This is a genomic window from Streptomyces sp. NPDC056296, assembly GCF_042268605.1.
GTDB lineage: Bacteria > Actinomycetota > Actinomycetes > Streptomycetales > Streptomycetaceae > Streptomyces.
Map to the genome: position 1 here is coordinate 20,877 of NZ_JBHJRX010000011.1, position 25,529 is coordinate 46,405.

At 70.7% G+C, this 25,529-nt stretch carries 24 protein-coding genes and 1 tRNA gene; 14 read left to right on the forward strand and 11 right to left on the reverse strand.

The annotated features are described in order from the left end of the window. Window positions 1–268: 268 nt before the first annotated feature. The gene (aceE, locus tag ACFCZF_RS10260) at window positions 269–3,025 is read right to left on the reverse strand and encodes a pyruvate dehydrogenase (acetyl-transferring), homodimeric type (RefSeq protein ID WP_376671296.1); all 2,757 of its coding nucleotides are present in this window, start codon (window positions 3,023–3,025) and stop codon (window positions 269–271) included. Window positions 3,026–3,410: 385 nt separating this feature from the next. Here aceE and ACFCZF_RS10265 point away from each other — a divergent pair, with 385 nt between their 5' ends. The 6 genes from ACFCZF_RS10265 (at window position 3,411) to ACFCZF_RS10290 (ending at window position 7,929) form a co-directional block, all read left to right on the forward strand. Then, a complete protein-coding gene (locus ACFCZF_RS10265; RefSeq protein ID WP_279563571.1) occupies window positions 3,411–3,848 on the forward strand; it encodes a DUF3052 domain-containing protein in 438 nt (145 codons plus the stop codon). A 126-nt stretch (window positions 3,849–3,974) separates the two neighbouring features. Further along, window positions 3,975–4,433, forward strand: coding sequence for a peroxiredoxin (locus ACFCZF_RS10270; RefSeq protein WP_375919862.1), 459 nt, complete (start codon window positions 3,975–3,977; stop codon window positions 4,431–4,433). Between the two features lie 138 nt (window positions 4,434–4,571). Beyond that, entirely contained in the window at window positions 4,572–5,147 is a 576-nt protein-coding gene (locus ACFCZF_RS10275) for a calcium homeostasis/redox stress adaptation protein (protein WP_310873586.1), read from the forward strand. A 109-nt stretch (window positions 5,148–5,256) separates the two neighbouring features. Beyond that, window positions 5,257–5,832 carry a TerD family protein gene (locus ACFCZF_RS10280; protein ID WP_375917304.1) on the forward strand — a complete coding sequence of 192 codons (576 nt, stop codon included), beginning with the start codon at window positions 5,257–5,259 and terminating at the stop codon, window positions 5,830–5,832. A 49-nt stretch (window positions 5,833–5,881) separates the two neighbouring features. Next, window positions 5,882–7,024, forward strand: a complete 1,143-nt coding sequence (locus ACFCZF_RS10285; protein WP_376671297.1) for a DUF475 domain-containing protein — start codon at window positions 5,882–5,884, stop codon at window positions 7,022–7,024. Window positions 7,025–7,191: 167 nt separating this feature from the next. Further along, window positions 7,192–7,929 carry a Tellurium resistance gene (locus tag ACFCZF_RS10290; protein WP_376671298.1) on the forward strand — a complete coding sequence of 246 codons (738 nt, stop codon included), beginning with the start codon at window positions 7,192–7,194 and terminating at the stop codon, window positions 7,927–7,929. A gap of 65 nt (window positions 7,930–7,994) precedes the next feature. On the opposite strand, the gene ACFCZF_RS10295 is transcribed toward ACFCZF_RS10290, so the two are convergent. Continuing rightward, a complete protein-coding gene (locus ACFCZF_RS10295) occupies window positions 7,995–8,957 on the reverse strand; it encodes a TerD family protein (protein WP_376671299.1) in 963 nt (320 codons plus the stop codon). 207 nt (window positions 8,958–9,164) lie between these two features. Between ACFCZF_RS10295 and ACFCZF_RS10300 the strand changes: the two genes are divergently transcribed. The 3 genes from ACFCZF_RS10300 to ACFCZF_RS10310 all read left to right on the forward strand — a co-directional run bounded on the left by ACFCZF_RS10300 (window position 9,165) and on the right by ACFCZF_RS10310 (window position 13,708). After that, on the forward strand, window positions 9,165–10,331 hold the full coding sequence (locus ACFCZF_RS10300) for an HpcH/HpaI aldolase/citrate lyase family protein (RefSeq protein ID WP_376671300.1): 1,167 nt from the start codon (window positions 9,165–9,167) through the stop codon (window positions 10,329–10,331). Between the two features lie 81 nt (window positions 10,332–10,412). Further along, window positions 10,413–12,896 carry a phosphoribosyltransferase gene (locus ACFCZF_RS10305; protein WP_376671413.1) on the forward strand — a complete coding sequence of 828 codons (2,484 nt, stop codon included), beginning with the start codon at window positions 10,413–10,415 and terminating at the stop codon, window positions 12,894–12,896. Continuing rightward, window positions 12,896–13,708 (forward strand): HAD family hydrolase, encoded by an 813-nt coding sequence (locus tag ACFCZF_RS10310; protein WP_376671301.1) that lies wholly within the window; start codon window positions 12,896–12,898, stop codon window positions 13,706–13,708. The genes ACFCZF_RS10305 and ACFCZF_RS10310 overlap by 1 nt, the downstream gene beginning before the upstream one ends. On the opposite strand, the gene ACFCZF_RS10315 is transcribed toward ACFCZF_RS10310, so the two are convergent. Next, window positions 13,626–14,462, reverse strand: a complete 837-nt coding sequence (locus tag ACFCZF_RS10315) for a DedA family protein (RefSeq protein ID WP_376671302.1) — start codon at window positions 14,460–14,462, stop codon at window positions 13,626–13,628. The two genes, ACFCZF_RS10310 and ACFCZF_RS10315, sit on opposite strands and share 83 nt — an antisense overlap. Before the next feature lie 132 nt (window positions 14,463–14,594). On the opposite strand from ACFCZF_RS10315, the gene ACFCZF_RS10320 reads away from it, so the two are divergent. Both ACFCZF_RS10320 and ACFCZF_RS10325 read left to right on the forward strand, forming a co-directional pair. Further along, on the forward strand, window positions 14,595–15,737 hold the full coding sequence (locus ACFCZF_RS10320; protein WP_376671303.1) for a histidine kinase: 1,143 nt from the start codon (window positions 14,595–14,597) through the stop codon (window positions 15,735–15,737). Then, window positions 15,728–16,372, forward strand: a complete 645-nt coding sequence (locus ACFCZF_RS10325) for a response regulator transcription factor (protein WP_193776226.1) — start codon at window positions 15,728–15,730, stop codon at window positions 16,370–16,372. The genes ACFCZF_RS10320 and ACFCZF_RS10325 overlap by 10 nt, the downstream gene beginning before the upstream one ends. 102 nt (window positions 16,373–16,474) lie before the next feature. Here ACFCZF_RS10325 and ACFCZF_RS10330 read toward each other — a convergent pair whose 3' ends face one another. From ACFCZF_RS10330 to ACFCZF_RS10340, 3 genes are all read right to left on the reverse strand, one after another. Then, window positions 16,475–16,693, reverse strand: a complete 219-nt coding sequence (locus tag ACFCZF_RS10330) for a zinc ribbon domain-containing protein (RefSeq protein WP_376671304.1) — start codon at window positions 16,691–16,693, stop codon at window positions 16,475–16,477. Between the two features lie 92 nt (window positions 16,694–16,785). After that, window positions 16,786–18,192: a hypothetical protein gene (locus ACFCZF_RS10335; protein WP_375917328.1), complete on the reverse strand. Its 1,407-nt coding sequence runs from the start codon at window positions 18,190–18,192 to the stop codon at window positions 16,786–16,788. Window positions 18,193–18,263: 71 nt separating this feature from the next. Next, the gene (locus tag ACFCZF_RS10340) at window positions 18,264–19,034 is read right to left on the reverse strand and encodes a DUF4097 family beta strand repeat-containing protein (RefSeq protein ID WP_376671305.1); all 771 of its coding nucleotides are present in this window, start codon (window positions 19,032–19,034) and stop codon (window positions 18,264–18,266) included. 231 nt (window positions 19,035–19,265) lie between these two features. On the opposite strand from ACFCZF_RS10340, the gene ACFCZF_RS10345 reads away from it, so the two are divergent. Further along, window positions 19,266–19,340 (forward strand) — tRNA-Val (locus ACFCZF_RS10345). A gap of 173 nt (window positions 19,341–19,513) precedes the next feature. Here ACFCZF_RS10345 and ACFCZF_RS10350 read toward each other — a convergent pair. Then, window positions 19,514–19,870 carry a hypothetical protein gene (locus ACFCZF_RS10350; protein ID WP_375917333.1) on the reverse strand — a complete coding sequence of 119 codons (357 nt, stop codon included), beginning with the start codon at window positions 19,868–19,870 and terminating at the stop codon, window positions 19,514–19,516. Between the two features lie 116 nt (window positions 19,871–19,986). Between ACFCZF_RS10350 and ACFCZF_RS10355 the strand changes: the two genes are divergently transcribed. Next, window positions 19,987–20,520, forward strand: coding sequence for a GNAT family N-acetyltransferase (locus ACFCZF_RS10355; protein ID WP_376671306.1), 534 nt, complete (start codon window positions 19,987–19,989; stop codon window positions 20,518–20,520). Between the two features lie 4 nt (window positions 20,521–20,524). Beyond that, window positions 20,525–20,752 (forward strand): DUF2277 domain-containing protein, encoded by a 228-nt coding sequence (locus ACFCZF_RS10360; protein WP_375917339.1) that lies wholly within the window; start codon window positions 20,525–20,527, stop codon window positions 20,750–20,752. Between the two features lie 643 nt (window positions 20,753–21,395). On the opposite strand, the gene ACFCZF_RS10365 is transcribed toward ACFCZF_RS10360, so the two are convergent. The 4 genes from ACFCZF_RS10365 to ACFCZF_RS10380 form a co-directional block, all read right to left on the reverse strand. Next, window positions 21,396–22,040, reverse strand: a complete 645-nt coding sequence (locus ACFCZF_RS10365; protein ID WP_376671307.1) for a DedA family protein — start codon at window positions 22,038–22,040, stop codon at window positions 21,396–21,398. Between the two features lie 394 nt (window positions 22,041–22,434). Then, window positions 22,435–22,890, reverse strand: a complete 456-nt coding sequence (locus ACFCZF_RS10370) for a DoxX family protein (protein WP_376671308.1) — start codon at window positions 22,888–22,890, stop codon at window positions 22,435–22,437. 230 nt (window positions 22,891–23,120) lie between these two features. Next, window positions 23,121–24,755: an alkaline phosphatase D family protein gene (locus ACFCZF_RS10375; RefSeq protein WP_376671309.1), complete on the reverse strand. Its 1,635-nt coding sequence runs from the start codon at window positions 24,753–24,755 to the stop codon at window positions 23,121–23,123. 88 nt (window positions 24,756–24,843) lie between these two features. Next, on the reverse strand, window positions 24,844–25,488 hold the full coding sequence (locus ACFCZF_RS10380) for an HNH endonuclease family protein (protein WP_376671310.1): 645 nt from the start codon (window positions 25,486–25,488) through the stop codon (window positions 24,844–24,846). Window positions 25,489–25,529: the final 41 nt, after the last annotated feature.

The window sequence follows — 25,529 nt, forward strand, 5'->3', positions numbered from 1 at the left end:
CACCGCTCACGCTGCCGCGCCGGGCTGCACCGCGCGCCCCCGCCCCGGCACCGCTCACGCTGCCCACGAAGTCGCCGTGAACAACCGTCCACCACATCACCCGGCGCGAGGATGTTCCTCCGCGGCGGCCGTCCCACCCGCACCGCGGAACCCCGCACGGCCGTCCCACTCGCACTGCGGAACCCCGCACGACGAAGGGCGGGGGCGGCGGAGCCCGCAGCCCCACCGCCCACCGTGTCGCCTGTCCCTACGCGCTACGCGCTACGCGCTACGCGTCGCCACCCGCGACCCCCGGGTCGGCCGCCGCCACATCGAGCAGCCGGTACCGGTCGATAGCCTGCTTGAGCACCGACCGGTCGACCTTCCCCTCACGCGCCAGCTCGCTCAGCACGCCCACCACGATCGACTCCGCGTCGATGTGGAAGAAGCGCCGCGCCGCACCGCGCGTGTCCGCGAAACCGAACCCGTCCGCGCCCAGCGACTGGTACGTCCCCGGCACCCACCGCGCGATCTGGTCCGGAACCGACCGCATCCAGTCGGACACGGCCACGAACGGCCCCTGCGCGCCGGCCAGCTTCCGCGTCACGTACGGCACCTGCTGCTCCTCCTCGGGATGCAGCAGGTTGTGCTCCTCGCACGCCACCGCGTCGCGCCGCAGCTCGTTCCAGGAGGTCGCCGACCAGACGTCGGCGCGCACGTTCCACTCCTCGGCGAGGATCCGCTGCGCCTCGACGGCCCACGGCACCGCGACCCCGGACGCCATGATCTGCGCCGGGATCGAGCCGCCCGTGCCCTCGCTGAAGCGGTGGATGCCCTTGAGGATGCCCTCGACGTCCACGTTCTCGGGCTCGGCCGGGTGGCGGATGGGCTCGTTGTAGACGGTGAGGTAGTAGAAGACGTCCTCGCCGTGCGGGTGCTGCTCGTCCGCGCCGTACATGCGGCGCAGGCCGTCCTTGACGATGTGCGCGATCTCGAAGCCGAAAGCCGGGTCGTACGCCACGCACGCCGGGTTCGTCGAGGCCAGCAACTGCGAGTGGCCGTCGGCGTGCTGAAGGCCCTCACCGGTCAGAGTCGTACGGCCCGCGGTCGCGCCCAGCACAAAACCGCGCGACAACTGGTCGCCCATCTGCCAGAACTGGTCGCCGGTGCGCTGGAAACCGAACATCGAGTAGAAGACGTAGACCGGGATGAGCGGCTCGCCGTGCGTGGCGTACGCCGACCCGGCCGCGATCAGCGAGGCCGTGCAGCCGGCCTCCGAGATGCCGTCGTGCAGCATCTGCCCGGTCGGCGCCTCCTTGTAGGCGAGCAGCAGGTCCCGGTCCACGGACTCGTACTGCTGCCCGAGCGGGTTGTAGATCTTCGCACTCGGGAAGAACGAGTCCATGCCGAAGGTGCGGTACTCGTCCGGCGCGATCAGCACGAACCGCTTGCCGAGCTCCTTGTCCCGCATGAGGTCCTTGAGCAGTCGCACAAACGCCATCGTCGTGGCGATGGACTGCTGACCCGACCCCTTCTTCACGGTCGCGTACGTCTTGTCGTCCGGTAGGGCGAGCGGCTTCGACCGTACGACGCGGGTCGGGACGTAGCCGCCGAGGCCGAGCCGGCGGTCGTGCATGTACTGCATCTCCTCCGTGTCCCGGCCGGGGTGGTAGTACGGCGGCGGGCCGGACTCCAGCTCCTTGTCGGAGATCGGCAGGTGCAGCCGGTCGCGGAAGCGCTTGAGGTCGTCGACCGTCAGCTTCTTCATCTGGTGCGTGGCGTTGCGGCCCTCGAAGTTCGGCCCCAGCGTCCAGCCCTTGATCGTCTTGGCCAGGATGACCGTCGGCTGGCCCTTGTGCTCCAGGGCCGCCTTGTACGCCGCGTAGATCTTCCGGTGGTCGTGACCGCCGCGCCCCAGGTGCAGGATCTGGTCGTCGGTCATGTTCTCGACCATCGCGCGCAGCCGGTGGTCGTCGCCGAAGAAGTGGTCGCGGATGTAGGCGCCGGACTCGGTGGCGTACGTCTGGAACTGCCCGTCCGGCGTGGTGTTCATCCGGTTGACCAGCACACCGTCGCGGTCCTGCGCGAGCAGCGGGTCCCAGGTGCGGTCCCACACCAGCTTGATGACGTTCCAGCCGGCGCCCCGGAAGACCGACTCCAGCTCCTGGATGATCTTCCCGTTGCCGCGCACCGGGCCGTCGAGGCGCTGGAGGTTGCAGTTGACGACGAAGGTCAGGTTGTCCAGGCCCTCGCGGGCGGCGATGGACAGCTGGCCCAGCGACTCCGGCTCGTCCATCTCGCCGTCGCCGAGGTAGGCCCACACGTGGGACTTCGACGTGTCCGCGATCCCGCGCGCGTGCATGTAGCGGTTCATCCGCGCCTGGTAGATCGCGCCGATCGGCCCGAGGCCCATGGAGACCGTCGGGAACTCCCAGAAGTCCGGCATCGACCGCGGGTGCGGATACGACGACAGGGCGTTGGGCGCCGCGGACTTCTCCTGCCGGAAGCCGTCCAGGTGCTGTTCGCTCAGCCGGTCCAGCAGGTACGCGCGCGCGTAGATGCCCGGCGAGGCGTGGCCCTGGAAGAAGACCTGGTCACCGCCGTCGCCCTCGTCCTTGCCCCGGAAGAAGTGGTTGAAGCCCACGTCGTACAGGGAGGCCGAGGAGGCGAAGGTGGCGATGTGGCCGCCGACGCCGATACCCGGCCGCTGCGCGCGCGAGACCATCACCGCGGCGTTCCAGCGGGTGGCGTTGAGGATCTTGCGCTCGATCTCCTCGTTGCCGGGGAAGAACGGCTCGCTCTTGGTCGGGATGGTGTTGACGTAGTCCGTGCTGCGCATCTCGGGCACGGCCACGCGCTTCTCGCGGGCCCGCTCGATCAGCCGCAGCATCAGATAGCGGGCCCGGTCCCGGCCGCGCTCGTCGACGGCGGCGTCGAGGGAGTCGAGCCACTCCTGGGTTTCCTCGGGATCGAAGTCAGGAACCTGACTCGGGAGGCCGCCAATGATGATCGGATTGCGATCACTGCGATCGGATGCGGAAGCCACGCTGTTCCTTCGCTGTCAGAGGGCCACTTTGCCGGTGTCTACGCCGATTCCCCGCCGATTCCCCATCGTGTACCTCGCGGGGGCAAACGTCATCTGTACCGTGGGGTAACCGGTTCCCCCATGGGAATCGGGGGCACGTTCATTCGAGTCTCGTACCCACACGTGGTTCCCAAATACGCAAACGGGGCAGAAAGGTGTGGTGTACGTCACCTTCGGTCTGGACGGCATGGCTGGAGTTGCGGCGACACGGCCGGGATCGTCACCGTTTCGGCGGTCCCAGTCGCCGGGTACTTGCGCGATCCGTCCCGCCCGTGTGGACTACGGCCAATGCTGCGCGCACGCGCGTGGCTGAGATATTCACCAAGACATGATCAGGAGGCAACCCGTGAGCGCGACCGCGGACCACGCGGAGGAGCGGACGAACCCTGCCGTCAGGCTGGGGTTCCAGCCCGGGCAGGTGGTCCAGGAGATCGGCTACGACGACGACGTCGACCAGGAGCTCCGCGAGGCCATTGAGGGCGCCGTCGAGGGCGAGCTGGTGGACGAGGACTACGAGGACGTGGCCGATGCCGTCGTGCTGTGGTTCCGTGACGACGACGGCGACCTGACGGATGCGCTGGTGGATGCCACCACGTACATCGAAGAGGGCGGGGCGATCCTGCTCCTCACGCCGAAGACCGGCCGTTCGGGGTACGTCGAGGCCAGCGACATTTCGGAAGCCGCGACGACCGCCGGACTGACGGCGGCCAAGAGCGTCAGCGTCGGAAAGGACTGGAGCGGCAGCCGGCTGGCTACGCCCAAGGCCGCCAAGTCCAAGCGGTAGCCGGCCAGGCTCCGCACCACACCCGGACCCCGTACGGGCCGACCGCCGTCGGCCCGTCCGCGGACCCGCGATGACTCCTGCGTAGGGTGGTTCCAGCGAACCACCCTACGAAGGGACGAACAGGACATGACGCTCCAGGTCGGCGACAAGGCCCCCGACTTCGAACTCAAGGACAACCACGGCGCGACCGTCCGGCTGTCCGACTTCCGTGGCCGGAAGAACGTCGTGCTGCTCTTCTACCCGTTCGCCTTCACCGGCGTGTGCACCGGTGAGCTGTGCGAGGTGCGCGACAACCTGCCGCAGTTCTCCGACCGCGACACCCAGGTGCTCGCCGTGTCCAACGACTCCATCCACACCCTGCGCGTATTCGCCGAGCAGGAGGGCCTGGAGTACCCGCTGCTGTCCGACTTCTGGCCGCACGGCAACGTCTCGCGCGCGTACGGCGTCTTCGACGAGGACAAGGGCTGCGCCGTCCGGGGCACCTTCATCATCGACCAGGAGGGCGTCGTCCGCTGGACCGTCGTCAACGGCCTGCCGGACGCCCGTGACCTGGCCGAGTACGTGAAGGCGCTCGACACCCTGTGATCGAGACGTGATCGACACCGTGTGATTTGTCGGTTCCAGGGCCTGCGGGGGGCGGGAACCCGTCACTAGGATCGAATCGTTGATCCGATATCCACGCACCACGGGGCTCCCCGCCCCAGGACACCAAATGGAGGACTCGTGGGAGTCAGCCTCAGCAAGGGCGGCAATGTCTCGCTGACCAAGGAGGCCCCCGGCCTGACCGCGGTCATCGTCGGTCTGGGGTGGGACATCCGCACCACGACCGGCACCGACTTCGACCTCGACGCCAGCGCGATGCTGCTGAACAGCGGCGGCAAGGTCTCGAGTGACGCGCACTTCATCTTCTTCAACAACCTGAAGAGCCCGGACGGATCGGTCGAGCACACCGGCGACAACCTCACCGGTGAGGGCGAGGGCGACGACGAGCAGATCAAGATCGACCTCGCCACCGTCCCCGCCGACGTCGAGAAGATCACCTTCCCGGTCTCGATCTACGACGCCGAGAACCGCCAGCAGTCCTTCGGCCAGGTGCGCAACGCGTTCATCCGCGTCGTCAACCAGGCCGGCGGCGCCGAGATCGCCCGGTACGACCTGAGCGAGGACGCGTCCACGGAGACCGCCATGGTCTTCGGCGAGCTGTACCGGCACGGTGCGGAGTGGAAGTTCCGCGCCATCGGCCAGGGCTACGCCTCCGGCCTGCGCGGCATCGCGCAGGACTTCGGCGTGAACGTCTGAGTCACCGATACGTCCGAGGCGACAGCCTCGACCGTCCGGCGCCGCACGGTTTACGTGCGGCGCCGGACGTGCAGGAAACCCGAGAACCATCACCCGGGGAGGGATCACCATGGGCGTCACGCTTGCCAAGGGAGGGAACGTCTCCCTGTCCAAGGCCGCACCGAACCTCACACAGGTACTGGTCGGACTGGGCTGGGACGCGCGTTCCACCACCGGAGCACCCTTCGACCTGGACGCCAGCGCACTGGTGTGCAGCAGCGGCCGGGTGCTCGGCGACGAGTGGTTCGTCTTCTACAACCAGCTCAAGAGCCCGGACGGGTCGGTCGAGCACACCGGCGACAATCTCACCGGCGAGGGTGACGGCGACGACGAGTCGGTACTGGTCGACCTCTCCACGGTGCCGGCTCAGTGTGACAAGATCGTCTTCCCGGTCTCGATCCACATGGCCGACGAGCGTGGCCAGACGTTCGGCCAGGTCAGCAACGCCTTCATTCGCGTCGTCAACCAGGCCGACGGCCAGGAACTCGCCCGCTACGACCTGAGCGAGGACGCCTCCACGGAGACCGCGATGATCTTCGGAGAGCTGTACCGCTACCAGGGCGAGTGGAAGTTCCGTGCGGTCGGGCAGGGGTACGCGTCGGGGCTCCGAGGCATCGCCCTAGACTTCGGAGTCAACGTTTCGTAAAGCCGCGTACGGCGCGGGGGAGCCCCGTACAAACACGATTGGGTAGCCAGTGGTTCTGAAAACCTTCGGGTGGTCGTTCGCGGTCACCGCGCTCGGCCTGGTGGCCGCGATCTTCTACGGGGGGTGGGCCGCTTTCGGCATCGTGGCGATCCTGTCCGTCCTGGAGATCTCGCTGTCCTTCGACAACGCGGTGGTCAACGCCGGGATCCTGAAGAAGATGAATGCCTTCTGGCAGAAGATCTTCCTCACCATCGGCATCCTGATCGCCGTCTTCGGCATGCGCCTGGTCTTCCCGGTCGTGATCGTGGCGGTCAGCGCGTCGCTCGGGCCGATCGAGGCCGTCGACCTCGCCCTCACCGACAAGGACCGCTATCAGGAGCTGGTGACGGACGCCCATCCGTCGATCGCCGCCTTCGGTGGCATGTTCCTCCTGATGATCTTCCTCGACTTCATCTTCGAGGACCGGGACATCAAGTGGCTGGGCTGGCTGGAGCGCCCGCTGGCCAAGCTCGGCAAGGTCGACATGCTGTCGGCCTGCATCGCCCTGATCGTGCTGCTCGTCTCCGCGATCACCTTCGGCGCCCACGCACACCAGCACGGCGGCACGCACGCCGACAAGGCGGAGACGGTCCTGCTCTCCGGTATCGCGGGTCTGATCACCTACCTGGTCGTCGGCGGTCTCTCCGGCTTCTTCGAGGACAAGCTCGAAGAGGAGGAGGAGCGGGAGCACGAGGCCGAGGAGCAGGCCGAGCGCGCCGGCAAGCCCAAGTCGGCCGTCAAGCTGGCCGGCAAGGCCGCGTTCTTCATGTTCCTCTACCTGGAGGTCCTGGACGCGTCCTTCTCCTTCGACGGCGTCATCGGCGCCTTCGCCATCACCAACGACATCGTCCTGATGGCCCTCGGCCTCGGCATCGGCGCCATGTACGTCCGTTCGCTGACCGTCTACCTGGTCCGCGAGGGCACCCTCGACGACTACGTCTACCTGGAGCACGGCGCCCACTACGCCATCGGCGCCCTCGCCGCCGTCCTCCTGGTGACCATCCAGTACGAGATCAACGAGTTCATCACCGGCATGATCGGCGTGGTCCTGATCGGCGCCTCCTTCTGGTCCTCCGTGCGCCGCAACAAGCGGCTCGCCGAGGCCGGGGGAGACGGCGGCAAGGAGAAGGCTGAGGTCTCCTCCGGGGTGTGAAACCCCGCTGTTCCCGGGCCGGGTTCGCTCCCGGTGCGCCTGCTCCTTCGGTGTGAACACGGCCCGGGTGAGGAACGCTCTGTGCGGGGCGGCCGACGAGGACGACTCCTCGGGGCCGCCCCGTCGGCGGTTCACGGTCGGCGGTTCGAGCGAAGGTGGGGGCGGGAATGGGCTTCTTGGACGGTCTGTGGCGCGGTCGCGAGTCCGAGTTCGACTCGGGCAGCGCGGCGACCAACTCCATCCAGCTGACCAAACGGCACAGCCAGGTCTCCCTGACCAAGCAGGGCGCGGCGACCGGCAACCTGCGCGTCAATCTCTCCTGGCGGATGCGGACCTCGGACATCATGGGCACGCAACGCGAGAGCCTGCTGCGGCACCCCTTCAAGGCGCTCAAGCCGCCCGAGGTCGTCGGCCACAGCCAGTCCATGGTCAACGTCGACCTCGACCTCGGCTGCCTCTACGAGCTCCAGGACGGCACCCGCGGGGTCGTCCAGCCACTGGGCGGCTTCCTCGGCGACGTCAACGGCCCGCCGTACGTCAAGCTCAGCGGCGACGACCGGTTCGGCTCGGCCTCCGGCGAGACGATCTACGTCAACCTCGACCACAAGGACGCCATAAAGCGCCTCCTGCTCTTCGCCTACATCTACGACCAGACCCCGGCCTTCGACCGGACGCACGCCATCGTCACGCTCTACCCGAGCAACGGTCCCCGCATCGAGATAGGCCTCGACGAGCGCCATCCGCAGGCCCGGTCCTGCGCCGTGGTGATGATCGAGAACATCAAGGGCGAGATCTTCGTCCGGCGTGAGGTGAAGTTCGTGTACGGCTTCCAGGGAGAGCTGGACCGGCTGTACGGGTGGGGCCTGCAGTGGGGCCGGGGGCACAAGAGCAAGGCGGACCGCTGAGGCTCCGCCCGTACCGCTGAGGCTCCGCCCGTACCGCTGAGGCTGCGCCGTGCCGCCCGGCGCGTCTACCGCCCGACGAACTGCGGCCCCTGCGGTGGCAGCCGGAAGTCCGGGTCGGGTGCCCCGGTGGCCGGCGGCGGATAGCCGTAGCCGGACTGCGCGCCGGTGACCCCCGCCGCGGCGGGCGCCTGCGGATATCCGTACGCGGGCCGGCCGGTCGGCTGCGGGTAGCCGTAGGCCGGCTGTGTCGTCGGCGGCTGCTGCGGATAGCCGTACGCGGGCTGTGCCGGTACTCCGGCGGGCTGCTCCGGGGGCAGCGGCCGCGAGACCTCCGGGAGGGGCTGGACGGTCGTCGGCTGATCGGGGCCGACCGCTGGCGGGGCCGGCGTGGACTGGGCAGGCGTGGACTGAGCGGGCGTGGACTGGGCGGGAGTGTGCGGGACGGGTTCCGGCCGGGGCGCCGACACGGGGTCGTTCGCCCCCTCCGACTCGTCCACCGAGATGCCGAAGTCGGTCGCCAGACCCTTGAGCCCGTTCGAGTAGCCCTCACCCAGCGCCCGGAACTTCCAGCCCTCCCCGCGCCGGTACAGCTCGCCGCAGATCAGCGCCGTCTCCTGGCCCGTTTCCGGCTTGACATCGAAGTAGGCCAGCGGCTCCGCGTCGGCGGCCGCGGCGTCGTGCAACAGGATGCGCAGCGACCGGACCCGGTCGAAGGCGACGCCGTCCGCCGAGGCGACCAGCAGGATCCGGCCCACGGACGGCTCGACCCCGGAGAGATCTGTCTGGATCGTGTCGGTCAGACCCTCGTCGACCCGCTTCTTGCCGAGCCGCCAGACCTGACCCGAAGGATGCCGGGGCTGGTTGTAGAAGACGAAGTCCTCGTCGGAACGCACACGGTCGTCGGGCCCCAGCAGCAGAGCGGAGACGTCGATGTCGGGGACCCCCTGCCCGGGTGTCCAGCGCAGCACGGCGCGTACCGTGGTGGCTTGCAGCGGGACGTTCGACCCCTTCAGCATCGCGTGCGTCATGCCGTCATCCTGCCCTCTCGGTCCTGGTCACGACAACGCGGGGGCGGGTACTCGGGTCGTGCCCGCTCACCTCGGGTCGCCGCCGTCGACACGGCCGGGTTACCTGGAATTCATGCCCAGTGGGAACCTCCGACATGGATACGTACGTACTATTACCGGCCACCTTTGGACAGTTCACAGGTCGCCCAGACACGCGGGGGAGTTTTAATGCGTCATTTTGGACAGATTGCCCCTGATGTGCGGAAGCGTCTCTTCCACCAGGAGCCCTGCGCCTTCACGGCGGACTCTCCGGCCCGGCTGCTGTCCGCGGCGCTGGGCGCCACGCTCTACAGCCCTGCCACCCGCCCCAGACTCGCCGACGACATCCTCAAGCAGGGCGCGAGCGGTGTGGTGTCGATGGTGCTGTGCCTGGAGGACTCCATCGACGACGCCGACGTGCCGGTCGGCGAGGCGAACCTCGTCCGCCAGTTCACCGACCTGGCGGCCCGTTCCGTCGACGACATCCCCCTGCTCTTCGTCCGCGTCCGCACACCCGAGCAGATCCCCGACCTCGTACGGCGCCTCGGCCCCGCGGTGCGGCTGCTGTCCGGCTTCGTGCTGCCGAAGTTCACCGAGGAACGCGGCGTGCCCTTCCTGGAGGCGCTCTCCGCCGCCGAGGCGGCCGTCGGCCACCGGCTCTTCGCCATGCCCGTCCTGGAGTCGCCGGACCTGCTGTACCGGGAGTCCCGCGTGCAGACGCTGGAGGGCATCTTCCGCGCGGTCGACAAGTACCGCGACCGCGTGCTCGCCCTGCGTCTCGGCGTCACCGACTTCTGCTCCTCGTACGGGCTGCGCAGGGGCCCCGACATGACGGCGTACGACGTCCAGATCGTCGCCTCCGTGATCTCCGACGTGGTGAACATGCTCGCCCGGGCCGACGGCACCGGTTTCACGGTGACCGGGCCGGTATGGGAGTACTTCCGCGTCCAGGAGAGGATGTTCAAACCGCAACTGCGGCAGAGCCCCTTCCTGGAGGTGCAGGCCGTCGAACTGCGCCAGAAGCTGATCGCACACGCCATGGACGGTCTGCTGCGGGAGATCTCCCTGGACCGCGCCAACGGCCTGCTGGGCAAGACCTGCATCCACCCCTCGCACGTGCTGCCCGTGCACGCGCTGTCCGTGGTCAGCCACGAGGAGTTCAGCGACGCCCAGGACATCCTGCGGCCGGAACGCGGCGGCGGGGGTGTACTGAGGTCCGCCTACACGAACAAGATGAACGAGGTGAAACCCCACCGCGCCTGGGCCGAGCGGACGCTGCTGCGTGCCGAGGTCTTCGGGGTGGCGAACGAGGACATCGGCTTCGTGGAACTCCTCGCCGCCGGCCTGTCCGACTGACCGCCCTGTCCGACTGAACGCAAGGAATCCATGACCGACGCAAGGGCCCATGCCGCGGTGGACAACGGGAGGCACGAGTACATGACCGAGAGGGCGCGCGCCGAGGGGCGCGCCGGAGTCTGGTCCGGCAGCTGGGTCGCCGAGCGGCTCGGCGTCGAACTCGCCGGCGACGACACACTGACCGGCCTGCTGGGACTCGCCCTGCGCCGCAACCCCAAGCGGGCGCACCTGCTCGTCTCGAACGTGCTGGGCAAGCACGTCCCGCAGTCGCCCGCCGTCGTGTACGGCCACGGCGTCGCCCTCGGCAGGCGCGTCCGTGAACTTCTCGGCGCCGAAGCGGCCGAGCGCGCGGTCGTCCTCGGCTACGCGGAGACCGCCACCGGCCTCGGCCACTCGGTCGCCGACGGCCTGGGCCCGGCCCCGTACCTGCACTCCACCCGCCGTCCGGTAACCGGCGTCGCCCGGGCGGGCGGCTTCGAGGAGTCCCACTCGCACGCGACCTCCCACCTCCTGCTGCCCGAGGACCCGGCGCTGCTGGCCGGCGACGGGCCGCTGGTCCTCGTCGACGACGAGTTCTCCACCGGCAACACGGTGCTCAACACCGTCCGCGCCCTGCACGAGCGCTACCCCCGCAAGCGGTACGTCGTGGTGGCCCTCGTCGACATGCGCTCGCCCGCCGACGCCGGCCGGCTCGATGAATTCGCCCGGGACATCGGCGCCCGCGTTGACCTGGTGACGGCAGCCTCGGGCACGGTCAGGCTGCCGGAGGGCGTACTGGAGAAGGGACAGGAACTGGTCGCCCGGTACGAGACGCGTGCCGCTGAACCGACCCGGGACAGCCCGGTCGGCGAGGCGCCCGCCCCGACTTCCTCCGGCTCCGTCACCCACGTCGACCTGCGGTGGCCCGATGGGGTCCCCGACGGTGCACGGCACGGGTTCACTGCCGCCCAGCGGGACCGGCTGGAGAGCGCCCTGCCCGGCATGGCCGAGCGGATCGCCGAAGCGCTGCCCACAGACACCCGCCGCGTGCTCGTCCTCGGCTTCGAGGAACTGATGTACGCCCCGCTGCGCCTGGCCCACACGCTGGAGCAGACCACCGACGCCGACGTGCGCTACTCCACCACCACGCGTTCTCCCGTCCTCGCGGTCGACGACCCCGGCTACGCGATACGCACCCGCCTGGTCTTCCCCGCACACGACGACCCGGCCGACGGCCCTGGCGAGCGCTACGCCTACAACGTCGCGGGCGCCGGCTTCGACGCCGTCGTCGCGGTCGTCGACTCGGCCGCCGACACCCCCGCACTGCACACGCCCGACGGACTGCTGGCGCGGCTCGCAGCCCACGTCCCGCACGTCCTGCTCGCCGTCGTGCCGTCGTACGTCCCGCACGCCTCCGAAAGGCCTCCCATGCTGCCCGAGCCCCTGCGCGGCCCCGACTTCTCCTCGTACGCGTCCGACGAGGTCGGCTGGCTGCTCCAGGACCTCTCGGACGTGACGCTGGAGGCACCGACCGAGGAGCGCGAGGAGGCGATCCAGAGCGGCGGCGCGCACTACGCGGAGTCGCTCCCCGTCGAGTACCAGCCCAGCGAGCAGTACCAGGAGCTTTTCCACGCGGCGCTGGAGACGTCCGCGACCCGGCTGGCCCGCGCGGTCGGCGCCGTCACCGAGATCGTGCTCGCCGAGCGGTCGCCCCGCCCCGTCCTGGTCTCCCTCGCCCGCGCGGGCACTCCTGTCGGCGTTCTCATACGCCGCTGGGCGCAGTTCCGTCATGGTCTCGACCTCCCTCACTACGCCGTGTCGATCGTCCGGGGCCGCGGCATCGACGCCAACGCGCTGCGCTGGCTGGCCGACCGTCACGACCCCGCCGACGTCGTCTTCGTCGACGGCTGGACCGGCAAGGGCGCCATCACTCGCGAACTCACCGCCGCCCTGCGCGACTTCGAGGTCTCCGACGGCGTCACCGGCTTCGATCCCGAGATCGCCGTGCTCGCCGACCCCGGTTCCTGTGTACGCACCTACGGCACCCGCGACGACTTCCTCATCCCTTCCGCCTGCCTCAACTCCACTGTTTCCGGCCTGATATCCCGCACCGTGCTCCGCGCCGACCTGGTCGGCCCGCACGACTTCCACGGCGCGAAGTTCTACCGCGAACTCGCCGGCGCCGACCTGTCGCCGGACTTCCTCGACGCCGTCTCCGCCCGCTTCCCGGACGTCGCCGACACGGTCGACGCCCAGGCCAAGGAGCTCCTCTCCGCCGACCGCACCCCCACCTGGGAGGGCTGGGCCGCCGTCGAGCGCATCAGCGAGGAGTACGGCATCCACGACGTGAACCTCGTCAAGCCCGGCGTCGGCGAGACCACTCGCGTGATGCTGCGCCGCGTGCCGTGGAAGGTCCTGGCCCGGGCCGGCGCCGGCGCCGACCTCGACCATGTACGCCTGCTGGCCGAACAGCGGGGCGTGCCCGTCGAGGAGGTCGATGACCTCCCCTACACCTGCGTCGGACTGATCCACCCCAAGTACACGCGGGGCGCGACCGGCGCCGACGGCAAGGCGGTGGCGCTCTGATGCCGGTGCTCGTCGCCAGCGACCTCGACCGCACGCTGATCTACTCCGCCGCCGCGCTCGGGCTGACCATGCCCGATCTGCGGGCACCCCGGCTGCTGTGCGTCGAGGTCTACGAGAGCAGACCCCTCTCCTACATGACCGAGACGGCGGCCGGGCTGCTGACCGACCTCGGTGACACGGCGGTCTTCGTGCCGACCACAACCCGGACCCGCAAGCAGTACCAGCGCATCAACCTCCCCGGCCCTCCGTCGAAGTACGCGATCTGTGCCAACGGCGGTCACCTGCTCGTGGACGGTGTCTCCGACCTCGACTGGCATGCGCGGGTGACCGCACGGCTGGCCGACGAATGCGCCTCGCTGGCCGAGGTCCGCGACCATCTGATGAACAACGCCGACCCGCTGTGGGTGCGCAAGCACCGGGTCGCCGAGGACCTCTTCGCCTACCTCGTCGTCGAGCGCGAACTGCTGCCCGAGGACTGGGTGAAGGAACTCGCCGTGTGGGCCGAGAACCGCGGCTGGACGGTGTCTCTCCAGGGCCGCAAGATCTACGCGGTCCCCAAGCCGCTCACCAAGAGCGCCGCCGTGTACGAGGTCGCCCGCCGCACGGGCGCCGATCTCACCCTCGCCGCCGGAGACTCCCTCCTCGACGCCGACCTGCTGCTCGCCGCCGACCGGGGATGGCGCCCCGGCCACGGCGAGCTGGCCGACTCCGACTGGACGGCTCCGGCGATCAGCGCTTTGCCCGAGCGCGGCGTGCTGGCCGGTGAGCGGATCCTTCGGGAGTTCCTGCGCGCGGCGAGCCCGGCTCGCTGACCCCTCCGTCCGGGTCCCCGGCACCGGCCCCGCCCCGGGTGTCGGGGCGGTCGTCGTCCTCGGCCGGCGGCCGTATGTCCTGTCCGCGGTCGCGGCCCCGGCCCCGCCTGCGGTGGCCGGCCCCCGGCCGCATCAGACGCATGCCGATGAAGACCAGCAGCGCCAGGGCGGCGATCGCGAGGATCACCTTCGAGTATGTGGAAGCGATGCCCGAGACCTCGGACCAGTTGTCGCCCAGCAAATAGCCCGCGAGGACGAACACGGTGTTCCAGATCGCGCTGCCCAGCGTGGTCAGAGCGAGGAAGACGGGCAGCCGCATCCGCTCCACACCCGCCGGTACGGAGATCAGGCTGCGGAAGATCGGGATCATCCGGCCGAAGAACACCGCCTTGGTCCCGTGCTTCAGGAACCAGGCCTCCGTCTTCTCTATGTCGGACACCTTCACCAGCGGCAGCTTCCCCGCTATCGCCACCGTGCGGTCCCGGCCGAGCAGCGCGCCTACCCCGTACAGCGCGAGCGCGCCTATCACCGAACCCGCCGTCGTCCACAGCAGGACGGCGATCAGGTTCATCCGGCCGGAACTCGCCGCGAACCCGGCGAGCGGCAGGATCACCTCGCTCGGGAGGGGAGGGAAGAGGTTCTCCAGAGCGATGGCGAGGCCGGCGCCCGGTGCGCCGAGCGCGTCCATGAGGTCGTTGATCCACTGCGGTGCCGCACCGCTGTCCGCGGCCGTCTGCGCTGCGATGGCTGTCATGACGACCACGCTAGAAAATCGCGGCTGAAGGGACCCTGAGGAAGACCGCAGGATCGACTGCGGTGTACCGCAGTCGGGAATTGCGGTTTTCCGCAGTGTGCGCCGCTGCCGCCCCCGGCTAGCCTCGCGATCATGCGAGACATGGCGCGACGCGTAGTGCGGTGCGGGGTGGGCCTCATCATGGGGACCGCCACGGCCACCGTCGAGCTGCTCTTCGCCCTGCTGGCCGGCGCGGCCCTGCTGCCGGTTGCGGCCTGGCCGGTCGGCCGACGTGCCGTACTGCGCCCGGTCCTCGCGGGCGCGCGGAGACTGGCTGAGTTGGAACGGGGCCGGCTGGCGATATGGCTGGACCTCCGTGTCACGCCCGCGTACGAGGATGTGCGGGCACTGCGGTACGTGGCCTGCCACTGGGCCCTGGGCGTCCTGGGCGGGGTGGTGATGCTGACCGCCGCCATCGGCCTCGGGTACGGCACCTTCGGGATATACGGCTGGCTCCTGCTGGACGGCATACGCAACCCCGGTTCGTTCGTCCTCGGCAGTCTCGGTGGCTTCTTCCTCGTGTTCCTCGCCGTGCAAGGAATATTCGGGGTGGTCGGACTGGAAGGGCAGCTGGCGCGTCACTTTCTCGGCCCCCGCCACCAGGAGGAGCTGGAGCGGCGTATCGCCGAGCTGTCCGCCAGCCGCGCCGCCGTCGTCGACGCGGTGAACGACGAACGACGCCGCATCGAGCGAGACCTGCACGACGGCGTTCAGCAGCGTCTCGTCGCCCTCGGCATGCTGCTCGGCCGGGCCCGCCGCAGTCAGGACGCCGGTCGCCGGGACCGGCTGCTGGGCCAGGCCCACGACGAGAGCCGCCGCGCCCTGGACGAGCTCCGTGAGGTGGCCTGGCGGATTTATCCGACCACGCTGGACGAGGCGGGACTGCGCGCGGCACTGGAGACGGTCGCCGAGCGGGCGTCCGTGCCGGTGGGGGTGGAGTACGACCTGGCCGAGGAGCCCGAGCAGGCCGTGGCGACCGTCGCGTACTTCGTCGTCTGCGAGGCGGTCACGAACGCGGTCAAACACGCGGCGCCGACCCGTATAAGCGTCGCCGTCAGAGCGGAGGAGGAACGGATGTACGTGAGCGTCCAGGACGACGGCTGCGGCGGGGCGAACGCCGCCGGCAGCGGACTGTTCGGGCTCGCCCGGCGAGTCGCGGCTCTCGACGGCAACCTCAGTGTGATCAGTCCGCCGGGCGGGCCCACCCTCGTGGCCGCGGAGCTGCCATGCGGGTGATCCTCGCCGAGGACTCCACCCTGCTGCGGGAGGGGCTGGTGCGGCTGCTGGCGGAGGAGGGGCACGAGGTGCTCGGGGCCGTCGGCAATGCCGAGCTGCTGCTGAAGGCGGTCGCCGAGGATCCGCCGGACGTGGTCGTCGCCGATGTCCGGATGCCGCCCACGCACACGGACGAGGGCCTGCGCGCGGCCCTGGAGATACGCGAGCGTTGGCCGGAAGTCGGGGTGCTGGTGCTCTCGCAGTACGTCGAGAAGCGGTATGCGACGGAGTTGCTGACCGGTGAGACGGAAGGAGTGGGTTATCTGCTCAAGGACCGGGTGGTCCAGGTCGACGAGTTCCTGGACGCGCTGGAGCGGGTGGCCGCCGGCCGCGCGGCCTTCGACCCGGAGGTCGTCCGTCAGCTGCTCGGCCGCACGACACACACCGACCTGCTCGCCCGGCTCACCGCGCGGGAGCGGGACGTGCTGGCCGAGATGGCGCAGGGCCACACCAACGCGGCGATCGCGCGGCGGCTGCACATCTCCCAGAGCGCGGTGGAGAAGCACATCAACGCGATCTTCGACAAGCTGGAACTGACCGGGGGTGAGGGCTATTCACGCAGAGTGCTGGCGGTGCTGCGCTATCTGGGGAGCTGAGAGGAGCTGAAGGGCGCCGAAGGGGCCGAAGGCAGCTGGGCAAGGCCGAAGTGCCGGCGCGGTCGCACCGGCACGGCACCGGCAACCACCTGGGCCGGTAGGTCAGCCGCAGCAGCCTCCGCCGCAGCAGCCGCCTCCGCCACCCGACGAGGGTGTCGGGGCCGACGCGGAGGCCGAACCGCCGACCGCGACCGTCGACAGCAGCTTCACCGTGTCGTCGTGGCCCACCGGACAGGCGGCGGGAGCGGAGGACTCGGCCATGGGACGGCTCAGTTCGAAGGTGTCGCCGCAGCTCCGGCAGCGGTACTCGTAGCGAGGCATGCGCACAGGTTAACCGGCCCGGCCCGGCGCCCCGGCCCGACGGCGGAAACCCGGTCGGACCCGGAGCCTGGATCACCGCAGTCGCTCGGCGGTCAGTGACCGGCCCCGCGCTCCTCCCGGATTCGGGTGACCACGCCGGCCACCGTCTGCCGGACCGCTTCGGTCTCCGTCAGGAAGTGCCAGTAGTCGGGGTGGCGGCCCTCCAGCGTGGTGATCGCCCGTTCCAGCCGGGCCACGGCGTCGTCCAGCGGACGCGCGTGACGGGGGTCGGGGGTGTTGCGGCCCGCCATGGCCAGGCGCTGGGCGTCACGGATGGCGAAACGGGTGCGCTCGATCTCCTGCTGAGGGTCCTTCTGCACGGCGTTCAGCTGCCGCAGCCGGTCTCCGGCGGCCGAGACGGCCTCGTCGGTCGCATTCAGCAGCGCTCGCACCGTCGACAGGAGGGCGGTGGCGTCGGGCCAGCGCTGTTCGTCGCGGGCGGTCTGGGCCTCGGTCAGTTTCCGCTCGGCCTGCCGGACCGATTCGGTGGCCTGGTCCGGCACCTGCTGGAGATCCTGCCAGCAGGCGGCGGTGAATCGCCGCCGCAGCTCGCTCAGTACCGGTTCGACCTGTTCGGTGCGGGTGGTCAGGGCCTGGGCGCGGGTACGCAGGGAGACCAGCCGGTGGTCGATCTCGGCGGCGCGCTCGGGCAGCCGCTCGGCCTCGGCGCGGACCGACTCGGCCTCCCGGGTGACCCGTTCGGCCCGCTCGAGGGTCTGGGGCACGCCGTGCTGCCCCGCGCCCTGGTTCAGCCGGGTCAGCTCCGGACCGAGGGCGGCGAGCCGGGCGGCCAGGTCGTCCGCCTTCAGTCCGGCTTCCCGTGCGGCGTCCAGGGCGTTGGAGGCGGCGAGCAGGGCCTGCCGGGCGCGTTCGACGGTGGGCGCCAGCCGGGCCAGCTGGGTCTCGGCCTTGCCGAGCAGAGGGCCGAGGCCGTCGGCGAAGCGGTCCAGTTCCTGCTTGACTCGGCCGAGCTCGTTCTTGGCGGCGGTCAGTTCGCCGCGGGCGCGGGCGGCGGCCGACGCCTCCAGATCGTCCCGGTCCAGGTCGTGGGCGTCGACGGCGCTGATGTACTGGTGACTGACCTCGTCGATCCGCCGGCCGAGCGCCTCGAAGTCGGTGACCGCGCGCCGGGCGGCGGGGGAGGCGTCGACGGCCGCGATCGTCTCTATCGAGATCCGCAGGTCCCGTTGGGCGGTGTCCAGGTCGTAGAAGGCGGCCGCAGCGTCGTCCTTCGCGGCCTGCGCCTCCGCCCGCTGGCTCTCGGCCCGCCCGCCGAACCAGCGCCGGGTGCCGCCCCCGGCGAACGCGGCGGGCAGCGCGAGCACGGCGAGGAGCGGCAGGCCCAAAAGAGTGAGCGCGTCACGGACCGGGCCGGGCGCGCGGCGGCGGTCGGGGCGGTGCGGCAGGCGCTGCGCGCGCGCCACCATCGGCGAGTACGGCTGCGATGGTGTCGCCGTCACATCCCTCTCCCGTGTCGTCCGTCCTGCCCGGGTTCATTCTCCCACCCGTAAGGGACGAACACACGGGCCGGTCAGTTCGCGGTTCGGACCGTGACTTTGCCGTCACCGGTCCGGGCGTTCACCACATGGCTGCTGGCGTCGTCCCGCGGGACGGACACGTCGACCCCGCCGTCACCGGTTTCGGTGGACACCTTGTACGTGGCCCGGGGCAGCGTGATCGTCACGGAACCGTCGCCGGTGCGGGACTCCACCAGGTCGGGCACGGTGCCGAGTTCAAGACGGACCGAGCCGTCGTTGGTGTGCGCGTTCACCCGGCGCGAGGAGACCTCCGCGCGCACGGACCCGTCACCGGTGCGCAGCTCCAGCGGGCCGGTGGAGTCGGTGACGTGCACGGACCCGTCGCCGGTACGGATGTTCAGCGCGTCCCGGAACCCCCGTGCCCGTACGCTGCCGTCCCCGTCCTTCACCTTGACGGCGATGCCGCGCGGCACCTCGATGCGGTGCCTGGCCTCGCAGTCGGCGACCACGCCGGAGCAGTTCATGCGCAGCACCAGCCGGTCGTCGTCCATCTTCCAGGTCACTTCGGGATCCGAACCGACGGCGACCGATCCGGAGAACCACCGGGTGACCTCGACCTTCCCCGACGTGTGGTCGTCCGAGGCGACGATCTCCAGGGCGGAGTCGTCGGAGTCGACGGTGAGGGTGCGGCCCTGAAGGGCGAAGGACCGGTGCTCGGGGTCCTTGTCGTCCGAGGCGGAGGCACAGGCGCTGAGACCCGCCACGAGAACGGCGACGGCGCCGACGGCGGCGAACGTGCGAGCGGAAACGGTGCGGGCGGCCATGACGATCTCCCCCTGGGACGGCTACGAGGTGCCGCGTCCGGCCCTTCCGGAGCGGAAGAGGCCCTTGTTCGACGAGGCTCTTCGACCGTACGGAGCACGGGCCTGCGCCGGGATCCGGGCCGCTACCGGATCGAGGGTGGGGTTAACCCCCGGCCGCCCGGCCGAGGTGGTATGGGCGTCAACACGTTTGCCGGGCAGTGCCCCGGGCCATGTAGGCTGTCGACTCGTCCTGGGTGCGTAGCTCAGGGGTAGAGCGCCTGCCTTACAAGCAGGATGTCGGCGGTTCGAAACCGTCCGCGCCCACCAGGACCGGCGCCGCTGTCGTCGGGCGAGACGCCCCCGGAGATCTCCGGGGGCCTCTCGCGTGTGCGCTTGCCGGCGGCCTCCCCGCTGGTGGTCCCCCCGCTGATGGTCCCCCCTCTGGTGGTCTCCTCGCGGATGAGCCCCGGAACGCCGATATCACTGAGATGAGCGAGTCGTCAGGCGTCCTCGGGCGGGGTGTTTCCGGCCGGGGCCTCGTGGGCGCGTTTCAGCTCCGAGCGGGCGCTCACCTGGTCGGGGCCGGTGATCTCCGACCAGTAGCGATGGGTGCTGACGAACACGGCGAGTTCGCGCTCGCGCTGTCGGAGTTTCTCCACCTCGGCCTGCTCGTCCGCCGACCAGCCGGGGGAGGCCGGCCGTTCGACCTTGCGCCAGCCGTTCTCGTCGCTGAATCCGTCGAGCGGTTCGACGGACCAGGGAAGTCTCTTCAGCAGGGCCGACAGCTCGGCCCGGACCTGATGCAGTTCCTCCTGACCGGCGAGGAGGTCACTGGGGAAATCATAGGTCGTAGCCACGTGCCAATGATACGCCTGTTCGATTTTGAGGCGCGCGTTCCCTTCGATGGTTCACGCGAAAGGGTGGCCGCCGCCACCGGGGCCGACTGTCAGACCCCTGCCCTACCGTGAAGAGCATGGATGGCGTGGACGAGCGGGCGGGAGAAGGCGGGGAGCGGGTGCGCCTGGTCCCCTGGGCGGAGGTGGACCTGTGGCTGCTGCGCAGGACCAACAGCCCCGAGATGACCGCGCACCTGGGCGGCCCGGAGACCGAGGAGCAGCTCGCGGCCCGGCACCGGCGGTACGCCGAGCTGGGGCCGGGGCGGATGTACCGGGTCACCCTGGCGGACGGCGGTGAGACCGTCGGCTCGATCGGGTACTGGCAGCGGACCTGGCAGGGTGCGGAGGTCTGGGAGACCGGATGGGCGGTGCTGCCGGAGTTCCAGGGACGGGGGCTCGCCGTGCGGGCGGCCCGTGCGGTGCGGGAGGCGGCCCGTACCGACGGGACGCACCGCTATCTGCACGCGTTCCCCAGCGTCGACCACGCCGCCTCCAACGCGGTCTGCCGCGGGGCCGGGTTCGCCCTGCTCGGACAGGCCGACTTCGAGTATCCGAAGGGCCACTGGATCAGATCGAACGACTGGCGTGTGGACCTGGAGAGGGGAGACTGACGTCATGTGCCGCAGCATCAAGACACTGCGTCCGCCCGTGCTGGCCGAGGAGGCCACCGAGGACGAGATCAGGGCCGCCGCCCTGCAGTACGTGCGCAAGGTCTCCGGGTTCCGTGCGCCCGCCGCGCACAACCAGGAGGTCTTCGAACAGGCCGTGGAGGCCATCGCCGGGGCCACGGCTGATCTGCTGGCCGGCCTGGAGGTACGGGGAGGCGCGCGGCGGGCCTCGTGACACCGGCAGCGTGACATCCGTGGTCCGTGGTCGTCCGTGGTCCGTGGGTGCGTGCCGGAGGCCTTTCCTCGGGTTGCGGCTCCGCGGGCCTGCGGTTGCCGGATGTGAGGGGGCTTCGCGCGGTTTGCGGCTCCGTGGGCCTGCGGATGCTGGGGGCGAGGGTTCTTTACGCGGTCCGCGACTCCGTAGGGTCTGCGCGTGCCGCGTGCCGCGTGCCGCGTGCCGCGCCGTGTGTGTGCCGTGCGCCGCGCCGTGTGTGTGCCGTGCGCCGCGCTGTGTGGCGTGTGCCGTGTGCCGCGCCGTGTGGCGTGCCGCGCTGTGTGGCGTGTGCCGTGTGCCGCGCCGTGTGGCGTGCCGCGCCGTGTGGGGTGTGCCGTGTGCCGCGCCGTGTGGGGTGTGCCGCGCCGTGTGGGGTGTGCCGCGCCGTGTGGCGTGTGCCGTGTGCCGCGCCGTGTGGCGTGTGCCGCGTGCCGTGCGCCGGGGGTCGTTGCTCGGGTTCGGGGCTCGGTGGGCCTGTGTGCGCGGAGCCGTTGCTCGGGTACGAGGCTCCGTGGGGCCCGTGTGCCGGAGGCCTCCGCTCGGTGCGCTCCCGTGTGCTGTTGCCGCAAGGCCTATGTGCGTGCCGTGCGGTGGACCCGGCGTTCTACGAAGCTTCCGTCGGTCGGGGCTGGCGGCGCATCAGGTACGCGGCCCCCGCCCCCGCGCCGAACAGCGCCACCAGCGACACCCCTGCCGCCAGCCAGGTCGCGCCCAGCCACTGGCCGCCGAAGTAGCCGAGGGCGACGCTGTAGGCGGCCCAGGCCAGTCCGGCGAGGGCGGACCAGGGGAGGAACTCGCGGATCCGGCGGTGGGCGGTGCCGGCGACGAGGGAGACGACCGAGCGGCCGGCGGGGGCGAAACGGGCCAGCACGACGAGGGCGCCGCCGCCTCGGGCGAGGGCTCCGCCGAGACGTTCCTGCGCCGTGGTCAGCCGACGGGAACGGGCGATCGCGCGGTCCAGGCGCGGCCCGCCGCGCCACGCGAGGCGGTAGACCGCGAGGTCGCCGAGGACCGAGGCGGTCGCCGCGCACAGCGTCAGGACCAGGATGTCGGGGACGTCCTGCGGAACCCGCCCGGCAGCCGCCGCGCCCGCGCCCGAGCCCGCGGCCGCCGCCGTGGCCGCCGTGATCACAAGGACACCGCTCGGCAGCACCGGCAGGAAGATGTCGAGGAGCACCGAGACGGCCACCAGCGCATAGATCCATGGGCTGCTGACCAGCGAACCGATACTGCCGAGACTCTCGACCACCACAACTCCCCGTTACTCCCCCGTGGGCCGGGCCATGCCGCGAGACGCGGGGACGGCAGGAGCGGCCGATGACAGCCATACAGCGTACGCCCGGGGTGTGACAGACGATTCACAGGGGCCTCGTGTGTTCGCCACGGAGCGTTCACCCGCGAATGGGCATTCACGCCCGCGTGCGCGTCCCGTGGGATGCGCACTCACGAGGTGCGCACGTGGGATGCGCGCCCACGAGGTGCGCACGCGGGGTGCACGCCGACGGGATGCACGCCGACGGGATGCACGCCCGACGGGATGCACGCCCGAAGGGACGCACACGCGCCACGAGTGGGGCGATCGTCGGCGGAGAGGAGCGTCAGCGGCGCCCCCCGCTTCAGGGAAGGCGCCGTTCCGGTTCGGCTCAGGCCGTGACCGGTGTCTGGCGCTCCACGGCTGCCTTCTCCTGCTCGGACGTGCGCCGGGTGAACAGGCGGTCGAGGCCGAAGGCGCCGGAGCCGGTGAAGGCCAGCAGCAGGAAGGCCCAGCAGAACATGGCGGAGGCCTCGCCGCCGTTCTCCATCGGCCACAGGGCGCCCGGCTGGTGCACCTTGAAGTACGCGTAGGCCATCGAGCCCGAGGAGACGACCGCGGCGGCGCGGGTGCCGAGGCCGAGCATGACGAGGCCGCCGCCGACCAACTGGATCACGGCCGCGTACCAGCCCGGCCAGGTGCCGGTCTCGATGGTGCCGCCGCTTCCCGACGCGCCGCCGAGGACCCCGAAGAGGGAGGCGGCGCCGTGGCAGGCGAAGAGGAGGCCGACGACTATGCGGAACAGGCCGAGAGCGTAGGGCTGGGCGCTGTTGAGGCGTCCGGACATGTGGGGGGAGCTCCTTCGGTCGGGCCGGCCCGTCGAGGCCGGTGGGGGACGAAACCGAGTGGGCCGCCCACATTAGGTGAGCCTAATGAGTACTTGCAAGTTCAACATTTGGCCATGGCTTGACGCGTGGTCACCCTCTCCCCGGGACAGCCACCGCAGGTGGGAGCGCTCCCACAAAAGCGGCGGAGCCCGCCGATGTGACTTGATTCATACCCGGCTCCGCCCCCGGCCTACGCCAGCTCCCTGTCCGCGACCAGCCGCAGGGCGGTCGTCCCGTCGCGCTCCGCCCGCGCCTGCTCCAGGCGCAGCCGGGCCGACCTCCCCCGCAGGGTCAGCGTCATGAGCTGGTTGCCGAACCAGGGCCCGCCGGTCTTGCGCCAGCCGACCGCCGGCGGCGCACAGCGTCCGTGCCGGGCGACGCGCCGCCCGAGGGCACGCGCCGGGGCGCTCCAGCCGAAGCGGAAGCCGAGACGGATGGAGAGCGGCACGGAGTTGTGGACGGGGGAGCAGGTCAGCTGGGCCACCATGGCGTCGGGCGTGCGGCCCGGCCAGGACGGCTCGGCCACGTAGGCGTGGTGGACGTCGCCCGACAGCACGCTCACGGTCGCGGGCGCCCCGGGCCCCGTACCGGCCTCGGCGATCAGGTCCGCGAGGGAGTCGAAGGAGGTCGGGAAGGCCGACCAGTGCTCCAGGTCGGCCCCGCGCCTGATCCGCTCCCCGAGCCTGGCCCAGCGCGCGCCCCGTTCGCCGACGCACATCGCGGCGCTCCATGCCTCCACGTCGTGCACGAGGTGGGGCAGCAGCCAGGGCAGGGAGGTGCCGATCAGCAGATGGTCGTAGGAGTCCCGTTCCTCCAGGAGCTGTTCGCGCAGCCAGGCGGCCTCGCCCGGGTCGAGCATCGTGCGGCTGTCCTCCTTGAGGACGCGGGCCGCGCGGGAGTCCACCATCACCAGCCGTACGCGGCCGAAGTCGCGCCGGTAGCTCCAGCGGACGGCGGCCGGGTCGGCGTCGGCCCGCGCGGCGAACGTACGGAGCGCGTCGGTGCCGTCGGGGGCCTCGCGGACGGCCTGGTAGAGGGGGTCGGCGGCCAGCTCGTCGGGGGAGAGGTTGCCCAGCTGCTGGTACACCCAGTAGGACATCAGCCCGCTCAGCAGCCGCTCACGCCACCAGTCCGTGGCCCGCATGTCGGCGAGCCAGGCGGCGGAGGTGTTCCAGTCGTCGATGACGTCGTGGTCGTCGAAGATCATGCAGCTGGGGACGGTGGACAGCAGCCAGCGCACATGGGGGTCGCTCCACGACTCGTCGTAGAGACGGGTGTACTCCTCGTAGTCCGCGATCTGTTCGCCCGGAGGCTCGGACAGGTCGCGGCGGCCGGCGATCCAGCGGCGTGTGGCGTCGGAGATCTCGTCGGCGTACACCTGGTCGCCGAGCAGGAGCAGTACGTCGGGTCGTGTGCCCTCCGGGTCGGCCGCGATGCGGGTGGAGAGGGTGTCCAGCGCGTCCGGGCCCACCGGGTCCTTCTCGCCGGCCGGCGGCGCTGCCCAGCGGCAGGACCCGAAGGCGACGCGCATGCCCTCGTCCGCCGGGGACGTGGCGATCACCGAGGGAGGGAAGGGCGAGTCGGGCGGCGGCCATACGCGGGCGCCGTCGAGGAGCACCTCGTACTCCGTCGCCGTGCCGGGTGTCAGGCCGCTCACCGGGACCAGGGCGTAGTGGTGGCCCGCGATCTGGAAGGTGCGGGTCGTGCCGCGGGCGCCGTCGGCGCAGCGCACCTCGGTGGTGCAGGGCCGGTTCGTCTCGACCCAGATGGTCGCCGACGAGCCGTCGGTGTATCTCAGCAGTGGTCCCAGGCGCAGTCCGGCCATGGTGATCCCCTCCTCCGTCGCCCCGTACGGTACGGAACGACGGAGGCCGACGGGGAGGCTCCGCGCCGAACACGCGATGGACGGGACGTCAGCAGTTCGCGAGGTTGTTCTGCAGCGTCGACTTCTCGGCGGAGTCGACCGAGAGGTCGTAGTAGTACTTCACCTGTACCCAGGCGCGGACGTATGTGCAGCGGTAGGCGCTGCGCGAGGGCATCCAGGTGGCCGGGTCCTGGTCGCCCTTGGACTGGTTGACGTTGTCGGTGACCGCGAGGAGCTGGGGACGGGTCAGGTCGTTGGCGAAGGACTGGCGCCGGGAGGTGCTCCAGGAGCCGGCGCCGGAGTCCCAGGCCTCGGCGAGCGGGACGAGGTGGTCGATGTCGACGTCGGAGGCGGCGGACCAGGTGGCGCCGTCGTAGGGGGAGTACCAGCTGCCCTTCGTGGCGGCGCAGGAGGAGTCGGTGACGACGCCCGAGCCGTCGCGCTTGAGGACGGTCTCGCGGGTGTTGCAGGAGCCGGACTGCGTGATCCAGTGCGGGAAGAGGTCGCGGTCGTAGCCGGTGCGGCTCTCGGTCTCCACGGTGAGGGAGGCGAGGTAGGAGCGGGCGGTTGCGGCGCTGACCGGGGTGGGGAGGGCGGCGGAGGCGGCCGGGCCGTTGAGGAGCCCGGCGGAGGCTATGAGTCCGGTGAACGCGGCGAGGGTGGCGAGCCGTCGACGCGCGTAGAACTTCGGCATGCGAACTCCCTTGGATTGTGGGGGTGTTGGGACGCGGGCAG

Coding starts and splice junctions, on each gene's coding strand:
- ACFCZF_RS10315 (WP_376671302.1), bottom strand. CDS start 14,462: ATGACAGCCATCGCAGCGCAGACGGCCGCGGACAGCGGTGCGGCACCG.
- ACFCZF_RS10320 (WP_376671303.1), top strand. CDS start 14,595: ATGCGAGACATGGCGCGACGCGTAGTGCGGTGCGGGGTGGGCCTCATC.
- ACFCZF_RS10290 (WP_376671298.1), top strand. CDS start 7,192: ATGGGCTTCTTGGACGGTCTGTGGCGCGGTCGCGAGTCCGAGTTCGAC.
- ACFCZF_RS10280 (WP_375917304.1), top strand. CDS start 5,257: ATGGGCGTCACGCTTGCCAAGGGAGGGAACGTCTCCCTGTCCAAGGCC.
- ACFCZF_RS10380 (WP_376671310.1), bottom strand. CDS start 25,488: ATGCCGAAGTTCTACGCGCGTCGACGGCTCGCCACCCTCGCCGCGTTC.
- ACFCZF_RS10300 (WP_376671300.1), top strand. CDS start 9,165: ATGCGTCATTTTGGACAGATTGCCCCTGATGTGCGGAAGCGTCTCTTC.
- ACFCZF_RS10330 (WP_376671304.1), bottom strand. CDS start 16,693: ATGCCTCGCTACGAGTACCGCTGCCGGAGCTGCGGCGACACCTTCGAA.
- ACFCZF_RS10270 (WP_375919862.1), top strand. CDS start 3,975: ATGACGCTCCAGGTCGGCGACAAGGCCCCCGACTTCGAACTCAAGGAC.
- ACFCZF_RS10340 (WP_376671305.1), bottom strand. CDS start 19,034: ATGGCCGCCCGCACCGTTTCCGCTCGCACGTTCGCCGCCGTCGGCGCC.
- ACFCZF_RS10305 (WP_376671413.1), top strand. CDS start 10,413: ATGACCGAGAGGGCGCGCGCCGAGGGGCGCGCCGGAGTCTGGTCCGGC.
- ACFCZF_RS10325 (WP_193776226.1), top strand. CDS start 15,728: ATGCGGGTGATCCTCGCCGAGGACTCCACCCTGCTGCGGGAGGGGCTG.
- ACFCZF_RS10375 (WP_376671309.1), bottom strand. CDS start 24,755: ATGGCCGGACTGCGCCTGGGACCACTGCTGAGATACACCGACGGCTCG.
- ACFCZF_RS10310 (WP_376671301.1), top strand. CDS start 12,896: ATGCCGGTGCTCGTCGCCAGCGACCTCGACCGCACGCTGATCTACTCC.
- ACFCZF_RS10360 (WP_375917339.1), top strand. CDS start 20,525: ATGTGCCGCAGCATCAAGACACTGCGTCCGCCCGTGCTGGCCGAGGAG.
- ACFCZF_RS10355 (WP_376671306.1), top strand. CDS start 19,987: ATGGATGGCGTGGACGAGCGGGCGGGAGAAGGCGGGGAGCGGGTGCGC.
- ACFCZF_RS10370 (WP_376671308.1), bottom strand. CDS start 22,890: ATGTCCGGACGCCTCAACAGCGCCCAGCCCTACGCTCTCGGCCTGTTC.
- ACFCZF_RS10295 (WP_376671299.1), bottom strand. CDS start 8,957: ATGACGCACGCGATGCTGAAGGGGTCGAACGTCCCGCTGCAAGCCACC.